The organism is Pseudomonas sp. NFACC13-1 (genome assembly GCF_900104425.1).
GTDB classification, from domain to species: domain Bacteria; phylum Pseudomonadota; class Gammaproteobacteria; order Pseudomonadales; family Pseudomonadaceae; genus Aquipseudomonas; species Aquipseudomonas fluorescens_AA.
Map to the genome: position 1 here is coordinate 127,688 of NZ_FMXV01000017.1, position 15,365 is coordinate 143,052.

The 15,365-nt window shown below is 62.6% G+C and carries 14 protein-coding genes; 4 read left to right on the forward strand and 10 right to left on the reverse strand.

What is annotated here, in order from left to right:
- Both BLQ55_RS20480 and BLQ55_RS20485 read left to right on the forward strand, forming a co-directional pair.
- Window positions 1–780, forward strand: a complete 780-nt coding sequence (locus tag BLQ55_RS20480; protein WP_092256413.1) for an amino acid ABC transporter ATP-binding protein — start codon at window positions 1–3, stop codon at window positions 778–780.
- A gap of 64 nt (window positions 781–844) precedes the next feature.
- Window positions 845–2,455: a gamma-glutamyltransferase family protein gene (locus BLQ55_RS20485; RefSeq protein ID WP_092256415.1), complete on the forward strand. Its 1,611-nt coding sequence runs from the start codon at window positions 845–847 to the stop codon at window positions 2,453–2,455.
- Between the two features lie 20 nt (window positions 2,456–2,475).
- On the opposite strand, the gene BLQ55_RS20490 is transcribed toward BLQ55_RS20485, so the two are convergent.
- The 3 genes from BLQ55_RS20490 to BLQ55_RS20500 form a co-directional block, all read right to left on the reverse strand.
- The gene (locus BLQ55_RS20490; protein WP_092256418.1) at window positions 2,476–3,492 is read right to left on the reverse strand and encodes an NADP-dependent oxidoreductase; all 1,017 of its coding nucleotides are present in this window, start codon (window positions 3,490–3,492) and stop codon (window positions 2,476–2,478) included.
- Window positions 3,493–3,591: 99 nt separating this feature from the next.
- Window positions 3,592–4,380: an SDR family NAD(P)-dependent oxidoreductase gene (locus tag BLQ55_RS20495; RefSeq protein WP_060742704.1), complete on the reverse strand. Its 789-nt coding sequence runs from the start codon at window positions 4,378–4,380 to the stop codon at window positions 3,592–3,594.
- 76 nt (window positions 4,381–4,456) lie between these two features.
- Window positions 4,457–5,551, reverse strand: coding sequence for an alkene reductase (locus tag BLQ55_RS20500; RefSeq protein WP_092256421.1), 1,095 nt, complete (start codon window positions 5,549–5,551; stop codon window positions 4,457–4,459).
- 166 nt (window positions 5,552–5,717) lie between these two features.
- Between BLQ55_RS20500 and BLQ55_RS20505 the strand changes: the two genes are divergently transcribed.
- The gene (locus BLQ55_RS20505) at window positions 5,718–6,305 is read left to right on the forward strand and encodes a TetR/AcrR family transcriptional regulator (RefSeq protein WP_092256424.1); all 588 of its coding nucleotides are present in this window, start codon (window positions 5,718–5,720) and stop codon (window positions 6,303–6,305) included.
- Between the two features lie 16 nt (window positions 6,306–6,321).
- Here the strand turns inward: BLQ55_RS20505 and BLQ55_RS20510 are convergent, their stop codons facing one another.
- The 6 genes from BLQ55_RS20510 to BLQ55_RS20535 form a co-directional block, all read right to left on the reverse strand.
- Window positions 6,322–7,314: a LacI family DNA-binding transcriptional regulator gene (locus tag BLQ55_RS20510; RefSeq protein WP_092203640.1), complete on the reverse strand. Its 993-nt coding sequence runs from the start codon at window positions 7,312–7,314 to the stop codon at window positions 6,322–6,324.
- 75 nt (window positions 7,315–7,389) lie between these two features.
- On the reverse strand, window positions 7,390–8,892 hold the full coding sequence (locus tag BLQ55_RS20515) for a glycoside hydrolase family 32 protein (protein WP_176814226.1): 1,503 nt from the start codon (window positions 8,890–8,892) through the stop codon (window positions 7,390–7,392).
- Complete coding sequence (locus BLQ55_RS20520) at window positions 8,889–10,028, reverse strand: ABC transporter ATP-binding protein (protein WP_092256430.1); 1,140 nt, start codon at window positions 10,026–10,028, stop codon at window positions 8,889–8,891. Before BLQ55_RS20520 ends, BLQ55_RS20515 begins: the two co-directional genes overlap by 4 nt.
- Before the next feature lie 31 nt (window positions 10,029–10,059).
- Complete coding sequence (locus tag BLQ55_RS20525; RefSeq protein WP_092165535.1) at window positions 10,060–10,902, reverse strand: carbohydrate ABC transporter permease; 843 nt, start codon at window positions 10,900–10,902, stop codon at window positions 10,060–10,062.
- On the reverse strand, window positions 10,899–11,861 hold the full coding sequence (locus BLQ55_RS20530) for a carbohydrate ABC transporter permease (protein ID WP_092203646.1): 963 nt from the start codon (window positions 11,859–11,861) through the stop codon (window positions 10,899–10,901). Before BLQ55_RS20530 ends, BLQ55_RS20525 begins: the two co-directional genes overlap by 4 nt.
- 21 nt (window positions 11,862–11,882) lie before the next feature.
- Entirely contained in the window at window positions 11,883–13,157 is a 1,275-nt protein-coding gene (locus BLQ55_RS20535) for an ABC transporter substrate-binding protein (RefSeq protein ID WP_092256433.1), read from the reverse strand.
- Window positions 13,158–13,326: 169 nt separating this feature from the next.
- On the opposite strand from BLQ55_RS20535, the gene BLQ55_RS20540 reads away from it, so the two are divergent.
- Entirely contained in the window at window positions 13,327–14,883 is a 1,557-nt protein-coding gene (locus BLQ55_RS20540) for a carbohydrate porin (protein WP_092256436.1), read from the forward strand.
- A 203-nt stretch (window positions 14,884–15,086) separates the two neighbouring features.
- Here the strand turns inward: BLQ55_RS20540 and BLQ55_RS20545 are convergent.
- On the reverse strand, window positions 15,087–15,365 hold a 279-nt coding region (locus BLQ55_RS20545; RefSeq protein WP_143011758.1), incomplete at its 5' end, for an integrase core domain-containing protein.

Here is a 15,365-nt window from a genome sequence, read left to right on the forward strand (position 1 = left end):
ATGGCGCATAAAAGCGAAGAGCTGATCATTGAGGCGCTGGACGTGCACAAGTCCTTCGGCGAGTTGCAGATTCTCAAGGGCATTTCCTTGCAAGTGCGGCGTGGCGAAGTGGTGGTGCTGATCGGCGCGTCGGGCTCCGGCAAGACCACCTTCATTCGTTGCATCAATCTGCTGGAAGACATCCAGGGCGGACGCATCCGCGTCAATGGCCGGGCCATGGGGTATCGCGAGCGCGCCGACGGCAGCCTGGTGCGTGAGTCGGAGCGCAACATCGCCCGGCAGCGGCGGGACATCGGCATGGTGTTCCAACGCTTCAACCTGTTCCCCCACATGACCGCCCTGGAGAACATCATCGAGGCGCCCATCCAAGTGCTCGGTGTGCCGCGCGCCGCTGCTTTGGAACAGGCCCGCGGGTTGCTGGAGCGGGTCGGCCTGGCGGAAAAAGCCGATCACTACCCGTCGATGCTTTCCGGCGGCCAGCAACAACGGGTGGCCATTGCCCGGGCCCTGGCCATGAAACCCCAGGCCATGCTGTTCGACGAGCCCACCAGCGCTCTCGACCCGGAGACCGTCGGCGAGGTGCTGCAAGTGATGAAGGAGTTGGCCGAGGAGGGGATGACCATGGTCGTGGTGACCCACGAGATGGGCTTCGCCCGGGAAGTGGCCGACCGTGTGGTGGTCCTGGACCAGGGCGAGCTTATCGAGCAAGGGCCGCCAGAGCAGATCTTCTGTCACCCCGTTCACCCGCGGACCCGGGCTTTCCTCAGCCGGGTGCTATGACCCCTGCAAGGTTGTCTACGCCTTGAGTCCGGTCAATCAATTCCTGTATTGAAGAGCTTTCGCCATGCTGACATTTTCTGCCCACGAATACCCTTATCCATCCCAACGCCAGAGCGTTTTCGCCCGTCGGGGCATGGTCGCCGCGTCCCAGCCCCTGGCGGCCCAGGCGGGCATCGAGATCATGCAAAAAGGCGGCAATGCCATCGACGCCGCCATCGCCACGGCAGCGGCACTGACGGTGGTGGAGCCCACTGGCTGCGGCATCGGCGGTGACGCCTTCGCCCTGGTCTGGTGCAAGGGCCAGCTACACGGCCTCAACGGCAACGGACATGCGCCGGCGGCCTTGAGCATCGAGGCGGTCAAGGCCGCCGGTCATGGGCAGATGCCGATCTATGGCTGGACACCGGTGACCGTTCCGGGCTGCCCATCGGCTTGGGCACAGTTGTCGCAGCGCTTTGGCAAACTGCCCTTTGCCGAGCTGCTGCAACCGGCCATCAGCCTGGCCCGGGACGGCTTTGCGCTGTCGCCGGTGGTTGCCCATCAATGGCAGATCGCGCTGAACGAGTTCACGCCCCATCGCGATGCCGTCCTGGAGGCCTGGTTCGAGACTTTCCTGATCGAAGGCCGGGCGCCACGGGCCGGGGAGATTTTTCGCAACCCGGCCCAGGCGCGCACGCTCCAGGAGTTGGCCGACACCGGCTGCGAAAGCCTCTATCGCGGGGCGTTGGCCGAGCGCCTGGACGCTCACTCCCGGGCCAGCGGCGGCTACCTGCGCGCCTCGGACCTCAGGGATTATCGCGCCCAGTGGGTCGACCCGATCCACGTCAATTACCGAGGCGTGGATGTCTGGGAAATCCCGCCGAGCGGACAGGGCCTGGTGGCCTTGATGGCGCTGAAGATTCTGGAAGGTTTCGACTTCGATCAGCGTGACAGCCAGCAGACCTGGCATCGTCAACTGGAAGCGATGAAGTTGGCCTACAGCGACGGCCTGCACTACATCACCGACCCCCTGCACATGCGTGTGGCGGTGGCTGACCTGCTCAGCGATGACTACAGCGCCCGTCGGCGCGGGCAGATCGGCGAACAGGCCCAACCGCCCAAGCCCGGCGACCCCCACGCCAGCGGCACGGTGTACCTGGCCACCGCGGATGGGGAGGGCAACATGGTCTCGTTCATCCAGAGCAACTACCACGGGTTCGGCTCCGGCGTGGTGCTGCCCGACAGCGGAATCGCCCTGCAGAATCGCGGGCAGGAGTTCAGCCTCGATCCGAGCCACGCCAACTGCCTGGCCCCGGGCAAGAAAACCTTCCACACCATCATTCCCGGGTTCCTTACCCGTAATGGCGAGGCCCTCGGCCCCTTCGGCGTGATGGGCGGCTACATGCAGCCCCAGGGGCATGTGCAGATGGTCATGAACCTGGTGGATTTCGGCCTCAACCCGCAAGCGGCCTTGGACGCACCGCGTTGGCAATGGCTGGGAGACATGAAGGTCGGGATCGAACACGGGGCTTCACGGGACCTGGCCAATGCCCTGGCGCGACGGGGGCATGAGGTGCAGATCGCCAGCGACCTGACCGACTATGGGCGCGGCCAGATCATCCTGCGCGACCCGGTCAGTGGTGTGCTGTGCGGCGGGACCGAGCCCCGGGCGGATTCGCATATTGCGGTGTGGTGATGAGCGCCGGCAAACGGGTTTCACTCATCGGCTATCCCTGAGTGGATCTTGATGACGACCTTGCCCTTGGACCGTCCTTGTTCGACATAATCCAGGGCATCGGCCGTCGCGTCGAAGGTGAAGGATCGGTCAACCACCGGCTTGATGCTGCCGGACTCGACGAGCGTGGCGATCTCACGCAGTTGAGGACCACTGGCGCGCATGAACACGAAGGCGTAGCTCACACCCTTTCGGCGCGCCTTGCGACGTATGCCACCGCTCAGCAGGCCCATGATCAGCCGCAACGGCCAGGAAAATCCCTGGGCCTGGGCGAACTGTGGGGTGGGTGGTCCCGAGATGGAAATGAGTTGGCCAGCGGGTTTGAGGATCTTCAGCGACTTCTCCAGTTCATCGGCGCCCAGGCTGTTCAACACGACGTCATAGTCCTGCAGCACGCTTGAGAAATCCTGCTGTTTGTAATCGATGACAACGTCCGCTCCCAGCGCCTTGACCCAGGGCACATTGGCGGTGCTGGTGGTGGTCGCAACGAAGGCGCCGAGGTGTTTGGCCAGCTGGATGGCGAGGGTGCCGACGCCACCTGAACCGGCGTGGATGAACACCTTTTGGCCTTTCTTCAACCGGGCGGTTTCAACCAGTACCTGCCAGGCCGTCAGGGCGACCAAGGGCAGGGCGGCGGCTTCCTCATGGCTGACGTTCGTGGGTTTCAGGGCCAGGGCATTTTCGTTCACTGCGATCTGCTCGGCGAAGGTACCGATGTGCCCATCCAGGACGCGGGCATAGACTTCATCCCCCGGTTTGAACTGCTGGACACGGGATCCCACCCGCATCACGACCCCGGCCACGTCATGCCCCAATACCAAGGGAAACGAGTAGGGCAGTATCAGCTTGAATTCGCCTTTGCGGATCTTTGAGTCCAGGAGGTTGACGCTGGCGGCATGCACGCGGACCAGAACGTCGTGATCAGCCACTTCCGGGGCCGGGATGTCGTCAATACGACCGCTGTGCTTGGCGTAGCGGTCGATTAAAAATGCCTTCATGGTGCTTTGCTCTCATAAGGGATGCCGCGGACTGGTCACCCGGCCAGGCATCCAGGAATGCCAGCGCTGTCCTTCGCGCTGGCGCCCGCTGAACGATGGTTACGCCAGGTCTTGATAGCGCTCGGCAACCTGGGACTGCTTGATTTGCCCGAGCAGGCCTTGGCGCGCCGCCTGCAAGGCATCCCAGCGTGCCTCTTCCTGCAGCGGCGGGATGGTCACCGGCTCGCGACGGTCAAAACCGACCAGCGCGGCGTCGACCAGGTCACCGACTTCCATGACTTCATTCAAGGTGTTGATGTCGATGCCCGCGCGCTCCCAGATCTCGGTACGGGTCGCGGCCGGCAGGACGGCTTGCACGTAGACGCCTTTAGGCGACAGTTCCAGGCTGAGTCCCTGGGAGAGGAACAGCACGAACGCCTTGGTCGCGCCGTAGACCGACATGCCGAATTCCGGTGCCAGGCCGACCACGGAGCCGATGTTGATGATCGCGCCGTCACCTGCTTTGACCAGGCGTGGGGCGATGGCGCTGGCCAATCGGACCAGCGCGGTGGTGTTGAGCGATACGAGGTTCGCGACGCTGTCGGTCGACTGCTCGATGAAAGTGCCGGACTGGGCGGCGCCGGCGTTGTTGACCAGGATACCGATGCTGGCGTCGTCCCGCAGGCGGGCTTCGACGCTCGTCAGGTCGCTGATCTGGGTCAGGTCGGCCTGGAGAATATCAATGGCAACAGTGTGTTCGCTGCGCAGCTTGGCGGCCAGGGCTTGCAGGCGCGCGCCGTCGCGGGCCACCAGGACGAGATTGTGGCCGCGTTGCGCAAAGCGCTGGGCATAGACGGCGCCGATGCCGGTGGAAGCGCCAGTGATGAGAACGGTTGTGCGAGTGTCCATGGGTGATTCTCTTCTTCAGGGATTGATGAGCGAATCGCGCGCTGTTGTCCAGGCGCTCAGTCGGGTCGGATCAGTGTTACCGCGCGCTGGATTGCGCGAGCGTCGGGTAGTCGATGTAGCCCACCGCACCGCCGCCGTAGAGGGTGGCGGGGTTGAACGCCGACAGCGGCGAGCCGGTTCTGAGTCGTTCCACCAGGTCTGGGTTGCCAATGAACGGCCGGCCAAAGGCGATCAGGTCAGCCTGGTCTTCGGCGAGTCGCGAAGTGGCCAGGTCAAGGTCGTAGCCGTTGTTGGCGATGTAGGTGTTATTGAAGCGCTGGCGCAACGCGGCGAAGTCGAAGGGCGCAACGTCGCGCGGCCCGCCCGTCGCGCCTTCGACCACGTGCAGGTAAACGATGTCCAGGGCGTTGAGCTGGTCGACCAGGTAGTCGAACTGGGCTTGTGGCGCGCTGCTGGACACGCCATTGGCCGGCGACACAGGCGAGATGCGCAGGCCGGTGCGTTCGGCGCCGACTTCTTTTACGACGGCCGCGGTCACTTCCAGCAGCAGGCGAGCACGGTTTTCAATCGAGCCACCGTAGGCGTCGGTGCGCACGTTGGCGCCGTCCTTGAGGAACTGGTCCAGCAGATAGCCGTTCGCGCCGTGGATCTCTACGCCGTCAAATCCTGCCGCAATGGCGTTCGCTGCCGCCTGGCGAAAATCGTTGACGATTCCGGGCAACTCGCTGATGTCCAGCGCTCGCGGTTCGGAAACGGCCTGGAAACTGTTGTTGACGAACACCTTGGTCGCCGCACGCAAGGCGGAGGGGGCCACGGGCGCGGCGCCGTTCGCTTGCAGGTCGACGTGGGAAACCCGACCGACATGCCACAGTTGCAGGAAGATCCGCCCGCCTTTGGCATGCACGGCGTCGGTCACCTTGCGCCAGCCGTCGATCTGCGTCGATGTGTAGATCCCGGGGGTGTCCTGATAACCCTGTCCCTGTTGGGAAATCTGTGAGGCCTCGGAGATCAGCAGGCCGGCGGACGCTCGCTGGCTGTAGTAAGTGGCCGCGAACTCGCTCGGTACAAAACCTTGCCCCGCACGGTTACGCGTCAGCGGTGCCAGGACCACGCGGTTGGAAAGCGTGAGACTACCCAGCTTGTGAGGTGTGAACAGATTCCGGTCGGTCATGGCGTCTTGTTTCCGTAGGGTTGGATAAGAATTGCGTGCAGCTTGCCGGGGTGAGCGCGGCTTTTCATTAGGATGATGACCGAAATCTAAACTGTCAACGAGTTTGATTATGTTCGACATCTATGTATGATGTGAGGGTGATTTCGAGCAGCACGAGGAGTGGAAAATGCGGGTGACCAAGGCCCAGGCCCAGGCAAATCGGGAGCACATCGTCGAGACGGCGTCTGTCTTGTTTCGCGAGCGAGGCTTTGACGGCGTGGGGGTGGCGGATCTGATGGCGGCCGCCGGGTTCACCCACGGCGGTTTCTACAAACATTTCGGCTCCAAGGCCGACCTGATGGCCGAAGCGGCCGCGCGCAGCCTTGCGCAATCGCTGACCAACAACGCGGGTCTCGATGTGCCGGGGTTCGTCAACCTCTACGTGTCCCGTAATCACCGTGACGCCCCGGGTGGCGGTTGCACCATGGCGGCACTGTGCGGGGACGCTGCCCGTCAAACGCCCGAGCTGAAGGCGACTTTTTCCAGCGGCATCGAAAATATGCTGGCGGCGCTCGCGAGCCGGTACGAGAGCGGGCAAGACGCGCCGCAGGCAGAGGTCAGGGCGAAAATGCTCGACATGTTGGCCCATGTCGTCGGCGCGATCATGTTGTCGCGGGCCTGCCCGGACGATTCCGCCCTGGCTGATGAAATCCTCGAGGTCTGCCGCGCCCGGATCATCGCATCACTGCCGCCATCGCCCGCGCAGCAGCCTTGACGGATACCGATTGGCCTTAGAGCGACGCCCTGACCACCAGTGGGCAATCCACCGGCTGGGCGCCCGTCAGTTCGAGGGTCTCGATCAGGTGCCGGGCGGCCTGGCGACCGATCTCGTAGTACGGCAGTTGGACCGTGGTCAGCGGCGGCATGAACAGTTCTGCGATGCCGATCATGTTGTCATAGCCCAGCACTGCGACATCGTCAGGGATTTTCAAGCCGCGGCCCAACAGCAGTTGATAGGCGCAGAAGGCGATGCGGTCGTTGCCGCAGACCAGGATGTCGAATTGCGGACGGCCGTCGACGATATGCCGGTCGAGAATGGCGGCGGTCTCACCGTAGGCATCGTGATCGGAAAGGTCGTATTGCAGGAGTGTTTCAGGCGCCAGCCCGAAGGCCTGGCAGGCGCGTTGCAGACCTTGTTGGCGCAGCTTCCAGGCAACACTCTTCCTGGGCAAGTTGATACACAGCGGGCGCCGATAGCCTTGGCTCAAGGCATGATGCACGGCGCGGTACTGCCCGGCTTCATCATCCGGCACGTAGCTGACCAGTTGGCTGTCATCGGCCAGGCAATTGGCGAGTACCAGCGGCTTGCTCTTGAGTCGCTCGGGAATGCTCACCTGGCGCAACCCCATGGCACTGAAGATCAACCCATCGGGGCGATGCGACAGCATCAGGTCGATGTTCTGGTCGGTGGGCGGGTTGCTCAGCAGGTTGAGGATGAAGACGTTCCAGCCAGCCTGCTGCGCGGTCTGCTCGATGGACAGCAGCAACTCGACGGCGAACGGCGTGGTCGCGGTGTCCAGGGCGAACACACCGATGGTGCGCGCCTGCAAGTTGTCGCCGCGCATCCTGCGCGCCGACAGGCTCGGTACGAATTGCAGTTCATCGATGGCGCGGCGTACCCGTTGAAGGGTCTCGGGGCTCAGTTTTTCCGGCGTGTTGAGCGCGCGCGAAACCGTCATCAGGGATACGCCGGCCAGCTGTGCAACGTCTTTCACGGAAGTCATGCGAAGTGCGGCCAGTCAGGTTGACGCAGAATCATGACACAGCGCCCGGGCTTCTCGCGACTCGAATGACGCGACTCACAGCCAACCCGAGGCCAGGGGCCAGGCGTTGGAAATGGCGACGTGTCCGCCAGTCCCGCTCGCCAACAGCTTCACCCCGAGGCTGTCGGGCCGTGGATAGAGGCGACTGCTGAGGCTGAAGCGGCCGCTTTGCTCAAACACCTCGATGGATGAACGATCGAGAAATACCCGCAGATGCAGTTGCGTCTGCGCCTGCTCTATCGGCACGCTGCGCTGGCCGCTCACTTGCGCACCCGAGTGGCTGCGATCGAGCACCAGGCGTCGCAGTGACGCGTCGTAGTACAGCAGGGTCTGTTCCTGCTCATCGGCACTGCAGCGCAAGGCGATGCCCAACTGACCTTCGGTGCAATCGAACAGGTCCAGATGCACATGGATCTCCAGTCGGTCGCCACTCACTTGCGGCACCCAGCGGCTGCCCGACTCGCCCCACGGCGCAATGCTTGGCAACGGCGCCTGGCGCAGCGCAACCAGTTCCCGCGCCGGAAACACGCCGAGGCGATCGCCCTGCAGTTTCAGCTCCCGTGGCAAACCGAGCATGCCGCACCAGTGATGGGCCTGGCTCGGCATCGGGCTTTCCCACATGTCCAGCCAGGCCCACACCAGGCGCCGGCCATCAGCGGCCACCAAGGTTTGCGCGGCGTAGAAATCATGGCCGTTATCCAGCTCGATGAACGGCCCGCCGTTGAAGTGCCATTCGCTGTCGAGGTGGCCAATGCGATAACCGGTCTGATATTTGTTCAGCCGTTCGTAACCCGCCGGTGGCATGCCTTGGGGGGAGTACAGCAGTACGTCGCGCCCGTCGAGGCGAAACAGGTCCGGGCATTCCCACATGTAGCCGTCGCCGTCAGTGCCCCTGGACACGTAATTGAGAAACTCCCAGGCGCGCAGGTCCGTGGAGCGGTACAGCGGCAGCAGCGGCGTGTCGCCCAGGCGCGCCCCGGCAATCAGGTACCAGTAACCTCCCTCCTGCCAGACCTTGGGGTCGCGAAAGTGCATGATCGCCGCTTGCGGTGCGTTCTCGATGACGGCGCCATGCTTGACGAAGCGGACGCCGTCGACACTGGTGGCCAGGCACTGGACCTGGCGGATCAGGCGTTCGTCGCCCACCTCTCCCAGCCAGGTGTGCCCGGTGTAGATCAGCGCCAGGGTGTCGCCACACACCACCGCGCTACCGGAAAAGCAGCCGTCGCGGTCGAAGTCGTCACCCGGTGCCAGGGCAATGGGCAGATGTTGCCAATGAACCAGATCGGCGCTCTTGGCGTGGCCCCAGTACATCGGGCCCCATTTGGCGTCGAAGGGGTGGTGTTGGTAGAACACGTGGTACTCGCCCCGAAAAAACACCACCCCGTTAGGGTCGTTCATCCAACCCGTTGGCGGGGCCAGATGATAGTCGGGTCGATAGTCGTGGATCAGGCGAGACAGGCCATCACGCAGGGCCTGCTGTGCATGTTCGAGAGAGGCGGGCATCGGATTGCTCAGGCTATTCAAGGATACAGTCATAGGGCGCCCGCATGGGCCGGGCGCAGGGCGACGTCATCGGACAGGCTGTCGATGGCATGGCGTTTCAACGCCGCGCCGTGTGTGTCGAACACATGCAGATTGTCGATATCCAGTTGCAGTTCGACCCGATCACCCACTCGCCATCCGGCGTTGACCTCACAGCGACAGACCATGGGGGCGTCCTGGCCGGTGTCGAGGTGCACATAGGTTTCACTCCCCAGGTATTCGACCCCGCTCACCGCGATGCCGGCCGTTCCCTGGGCCGCCTTGAGGGCGATATGTTCCGGACGAATCCCCAGGCTCAGTTGCGTATTCGCAGCCAGGCCCGAGCTGTCGAAGGGCAGGGACGTCATGCCCAGCACCAGGCTTTCAACCTGGCTGGTTTCGCCTGGCGCATGCAGGAACGCGGCAAGGAAATTCATCCTGGGTGAGCCCAGGAAACCGGCGACAAAGCGGCTGGCCGGGCGCTCATAGAGTTCCCGTGGCGAGCCGACCTGCTCGATGCGGCCGCCATTGAGCACGACAATCTTGTCGGCCAGGGTCATCGCTTCAACCTGATCGTGGGTCACGTAGATCATGGTCGAGCCCAGTCGCCCATGCAGCCGGGCGATTTCGTTGCGCATCTGCACGCGCAGGGACGCGTCGAGGTTGGAAAGTGGCTCGTCGAACAACAGAATGTCCGGCTCCCGCGCCATGGCCCGGCCCATGGCCACGCGCTGGCGCTGGCCGCCCGACAGTTCCCGTGGCTTGCGTTGCAGCAGTTTGTCCAATTGCAGGATCTGCGCGGTTTTCAGCACCCGCTCGCGCAGGCTGTTTTTTTCGGTCTTGGCCAGCTTGAGGCCAAAGCTGATGTTGTCGTAGACGCTCATGTGCGGATACAGCGCATAGGACTGGAACACCATGCCGACGCCACGCTCGCGCGGCTCCAGGTCGTTGACCCGGCGCCCGTCGATCAGCAGGTCACCGGCACAGATCGAATCCAGCCCGGCGATCAGCCGCAGCAGGGTCGACTTTCCGCAGCCCGAAGGGCCGACGAAGACCACGAATTCGCCTGCCGAGATTTCCAGGCTGACGTCGCGAAGAATGCGTGCGCCGCCCAATTGTTTGTTCACGTTGTCCAGCTTCAACTTGATCACGATGCTGTTCCTTTCTTGTCTGTGTTGGGCCTCAACCCTTTAACGCACCGGCAGTGAGGCCGGAAACGATGCGGCGCTGGAAGATCAGCACCAGAATCACCAAGGGCACCGTGACCAGCACCGACGCCGCCATCAACAGGCCCCAAGGCAGCTCATGGGGGCTGCCGCCGGAAATCAGCGCGATGGCGACCGGGACCGTGCGTTGCGAGTCGGTCAGGGTGAAGGTCAGTGCGAAGAGGAACTCGTTCCATGCGGCGATGAAGGCCAGAAGGCCGGTGGTGACCAGTGCCGGCCAGAGCAGCGGCAACAGCACGCGGGTCAGCGTGACCCAAGGTGACGCACCGTCCATGATGGCGGCCTCTTCCAGCTCATGGGGCAGTTGCCCCATGAAGGTGGTCAGCACCCAGACAGTGAAGGGCAGGGTGAAAATCGTGTAGCTCAGGATCAACGCCCAGGAGGTGTTGTACAGGCCCAGGGCACGGATCACCTCGAACAGCCCCGACAGCACCGCGACTTGGGGAAACATCGAGACGCCCAGGACCATCATCAACACCGGACCGCGTCCGCGAAATTTCACCCGGCCCAAGGCATAGGCGGCGGTCAGGCTGAGGAACAGCGCCAGCGCGACCACGCACAGCGCAACCACCAGCGAGTTGCCGATAGCCCGCAGGAACGAGGCCTGGTTGAGTACGGCGGCGTAGTTGGAGAAGTCGGGGTGGTCAATCCAGTAGCTCACCTGGAACAAGGCGCTGGACGGTTTCAGCGACGTTACGATGGCGTAGTAGAAAGGGAAGACCGCATACACCAGCAAGATAGCGATCAGGCACCAGAACCCGAGGCGCAACAGGGCTTTTTTCAGTAGGCGAGGGCTCATGGGCGGACCTCCAGCTGACGGCGTCCGAGGTACAGATAAACCAGGGCGATCACCGCGACGACCAGGAACAGCAAGGTCGAGGCGGCGCTGCCATAACCCACGTCCTGGAATTCCACCAAGTGCTGGCGGGCATAGACCGACATGCTCATGGTGCTCGACGAGTTCGAGGTCAACACATAGATGACGTCGAAGACCCGCAGGGAATCGAGGATCCGGAAGATCGCCGCCACCAGCAAGGCCGGCATCAGCAGTGGCAGGGTGACCCGCCAGAACACGTTCACCGGGTGAATGCCATCGACCCTGGCGGCTTCGTAGCAGTCGCTGGGCAGCATCTGCAAGGCCGCCAGCATCAGCAGGGTGACGAAAGGCACGGTCTTCCAGACGTCGACGATGATCACCGCCCACATCGACAGGTCCGCGTCGGCGGTCCAGGCCAGGGGCGCGTCGATCAGGCCGAGGCCGAGCATCAGGTGATTGATGATGCCGAACTGGTCGTTGAGCATCCATGACCAGATTTTCGCCGAGACGATGGTCGGGATCGCCCAGGGGATCAGGATCAACGCCCGCACCAGGGCGCGTCCGCTGAACCGGACGTTGAGCAGCAACGCCACCAGCAGCCCCAGGACGATTTCCAGCCCCACCGAAACCACGGTGAAATGCAAGGTGTTGCGCACCGCATTCCACCACTGTGGATCGACGAGTAGGCCTGACCAACCGGCACTGCTGTGGAACAGATAGTTGCTCAAGCCAACAAAGGTTGCATCCCCCGTATCGGCGAGGCTGGCGTCGGTCAGGCTGAACCAGAATGTACGCAACAGCGGCCAGGCCGCCACCAGCGCCAGGCACAGCAGCATCGGGGTCAGGAACAGCCAGGCGGCGCGAACGCGACGGCGTTGTACCGGCGTTTCCCGGGCGGGCAGGTACTCGTCGTCGGGGACGAGTGTGGTGGAGACAGACATGGTGATTTCCTTCCTTGTGGCTTACCAGTTCCGGCGTTTGATCCGCGTGAGTTCGCTTTCCAGCTCGGCCAGGGCCTGATCCACCGGCCGCTCGCCCGCCAGCACGCCGTGCACTTGATCGAAGAAGGCATTGGAGACCCGTGGGTAGCGATCGGCGGTGATCGAGGCGGGGCGCATGACCCCATCGTTGAGAATGCTGTGCAGTTGGCTGTAGTAAGGCATGGCCGCGAGCAACTCGGGATCCTGGTAGAGCGACTCGATCACCGGGTTGTAGGCGCCGACCAAGGCGCGATGTTTCTGTTGTGGGGCGCTGCTCAGGTAGCTCACCAGTTCCGCGGCGAGCTTGGGGTTGGCGCTGTAGCGTGACACCGCCAGGCCCCAGCCACCGAGGGTGGACGCATGAGTGCCTGTCGCACCGCCGCGGGGCAGGGGCGCGACAGCGACCTTGTCTTTGACGGCGCTGTCCTGGCTTTGCACCAGGGCCCAGACATAAGGCCAGTTACGCATGAATAGCGCATTGCCCGACTGGAAGACGCCGCGTCCTTCTTCCTCGGTGTAATTGAGCACGCCACGGGGGGCGATGTCTCCGACCCAGCTCTTGGCCAGGGTCAACGCCGCCCGTGAGGCCTGGCTGTTGACCACGATATCGCCTTGGGCGTTGACCAGCCCGCCTTGCGGTTGGCTGCTGATCCACTCCAGGGCATTGCACGTCAGGCCTTCGTAGGCGCGTCCCTGGAATACATAACCCCAGGCATTGGCATTACCGGCAGCGCGCTCCGCCTGCTGGACAGTCCTGGCGGTGGCCGTCATTTCTTCCCAGGTCTGGGGCACGGGCTTGTTGTATTTCTCGAGCAAGTCCTTGCGGTAATACAGCAACCCCGAATCGGTGAACCACGGCATGGTCACCAGGCGCCCGTTCACCGTGGCGTTATCCACCTGGGCCTGGAAATACCCCTGGGTGGCGTCGGCCGCAAGCACCTGGCGCAAGTCCAGCAAGTGTTTGGCCAACATGCCCGGCCACACCATGTCGATCTGGATGATGTCGATGTCGCTGGATTGCACACTGAGGATCTGTTGGTAGAACGACAACCGTTCGGTCGCCGAGTTAGGTGTGGAAACCACTTCGACACTGTTGCCGGTCTGCTTCGACCACGCCTCGACGGCCTCTTTGCACAGTTGCAATTCGGCACCCACGGCACCACAGGAAATCGTCAGGTTGGCGGCAGTCGACAGGGCCGGAAACCCGACGCAAAGGCCGAGCAGCGCCGCTGGCAGGAGCGATTTGAGCTGTTTCATAAAGCCCTCTTTATTTTTGTTTTTAGAAAAGTTAACGTTAACATCGCCAAATGTAGCAGCGTATTTGCGATGAGGCATCCTTTTTTTCCTCTGCTTTGACAATTCAGAACCTGGGCGGAAAAGGTCGGTCGCGGCAACAGAACAATAAAAACAAACAGGGAAAATCCACATGCAGAAAGCATCAAGCTGGCTACTCGCAAGCGTGCTCGGCGCCTCGGCGGCCACCTCTCAGGCCGCGACTCTGGAAGAGCGCATGGCAGCGTTCGAAGCCCGTGCCAGCGCAGCGGAAAAGCGTGCAGCCGCCGCCGAACAACAAACCCAGGCACTCGCCAGGGAACTGCAGCAAATCAAGCTCGCCACACCCACCGCGCAACCGACCGTGTCCACCGTTGCGACACCCACGCTCGATGCCCGCCTGGCAAAACTCGAAGCCCGCCAGCAAAGCACGGAAAAGCAGGGCGGTAGCGCTCACCTCACTGACGGCTTCAGCTTCAAGGGCTACGCCCGCTCCGGGTTGCTGATCAACGATGGGTTGGGTGGCGGGCGTGGCGGTCCGTACACCACCCCGGCCGGTTCCGTCGGCGGCGCCGTCGGGCGACTCGGGAACGAGGACGACACCTACATGCGCATCGACCTGTCGAAAGAGCTGTACGCGCAGAACGGCACCCGCTCCAAATTCACGGTGTCCATCGCCGATGGCGTAGAAAGCTCCAACGACTGGACTGCCGAGGAAAGCAATCTGAACGTACGCCAGGTGTTTACCGAACTCGATCACCTCGCGGCATTCAAGGGCAACTCGATGTTCGAGCATTCCACCTTGTGGGCTGGCAAGCGCTTCGACAGGGACAATTTCGACATCCACTGGCTGGACTCCGACGTGGTCTATCTGGCCGGCACCGGGGGCGGTATCTACGACGTGCAGATGACCAAGGAATGGCGCTCGAACTACTCGTTGATCGGGCGTAACTACGGGGATTTCAGCGAGGGCGGGGTCAATGCCGATGTGGAAAGCTACATCCTGACGTCCAACCAGTTTTTCGACGGCGGGCAGTGGCAGTGGATGTTCAACGCCATAGGCTCGAAGAAAAACGACTTCGGCACTCGCACCAATGAAGCGGGACTGGCGCCGGCCGATTCCGGTTTGCACAGCATGGTCGCCAACCACCAGAAAACCTTTTTCGGGCGCGAAGGCTTCTTCAAGACAGCGTTGCTCTATGGGCAGGGGTTGGGGGCTGAAGTCAAGAACGTCGGCGCCGATGGCGAATTGATCGACGATGCCCGGGCTCTGCGTGTGGCGCTGTACGGCGAAACGCCCCTAGCCTCCGACTGGCGCATCGGCCCGAGCCTGCTGGCCGAGCGAAGCAAGGATCGCTACGTCAAGGGTGACGACTACCGTTGGATGACCCTGAACGTGCGCTTGGCCAACGAAATCAACAGCAATTTCGAGATGGCCTACGAGATGAGTTGGCAAACCATGCAGCTTGATCCCAAAGGCTACCTGCAACGCAATGCGGTCGACGGCGAATTCTGGAAGTTCACGGTTGCCCCGACCTTCAAGCCCGATTTGGGCGATCTGCTTACGCGCCCTGAGCTGCGTCTGTTCGCCAGCGTCATGAACTGGTCGTCGGACCTGGACAGGTACAGCTCCACAGACGCCTTCGGCAAGACGGACTTCAACGCCGGCGGCACCTGGCAGTACGGCCTCCAGATGGAAACCTGGTTCTGAGACCCGCCAGTCGAGACCTGTGGGAGCGAGCTTGCTCGCGATGGCAGTGGATCAGCCTGGACAGGCGTTGGATGTGCCGCCGTCATCGCGAGCAAGCTCGCTCCCACAGTTTTGCCGGGCGTTCACAGACTTCGCAGTCACCACCCACCCTCTGTGGGAGCGAGCTTGAACTGGTCAAGTAATTTTGGACACCAGTTAAGGTTTCACGCCGCCAGTTTCTCCATAGCTACCGGCGAACGATAGCCGTTGTAGCTATGGAGCCTGACGTTGTTGTATCGCATCACATAACGTTGCACATCCACGCGGGCTTCATGCTCCGAACTGTAGCCGTCTTCTGGCACCCATTCTGACTTCAGGCTGCCAAAGAAACGCTCCATTGGGGCGTTGTCCCAGCACTCACCTTTGCGACTCATGCTTTGCAGGAGTCCATGCTTGCGCATCTCATTCCTAAATTTGTGGCTGGTGTATTGGCAGCCCTGATC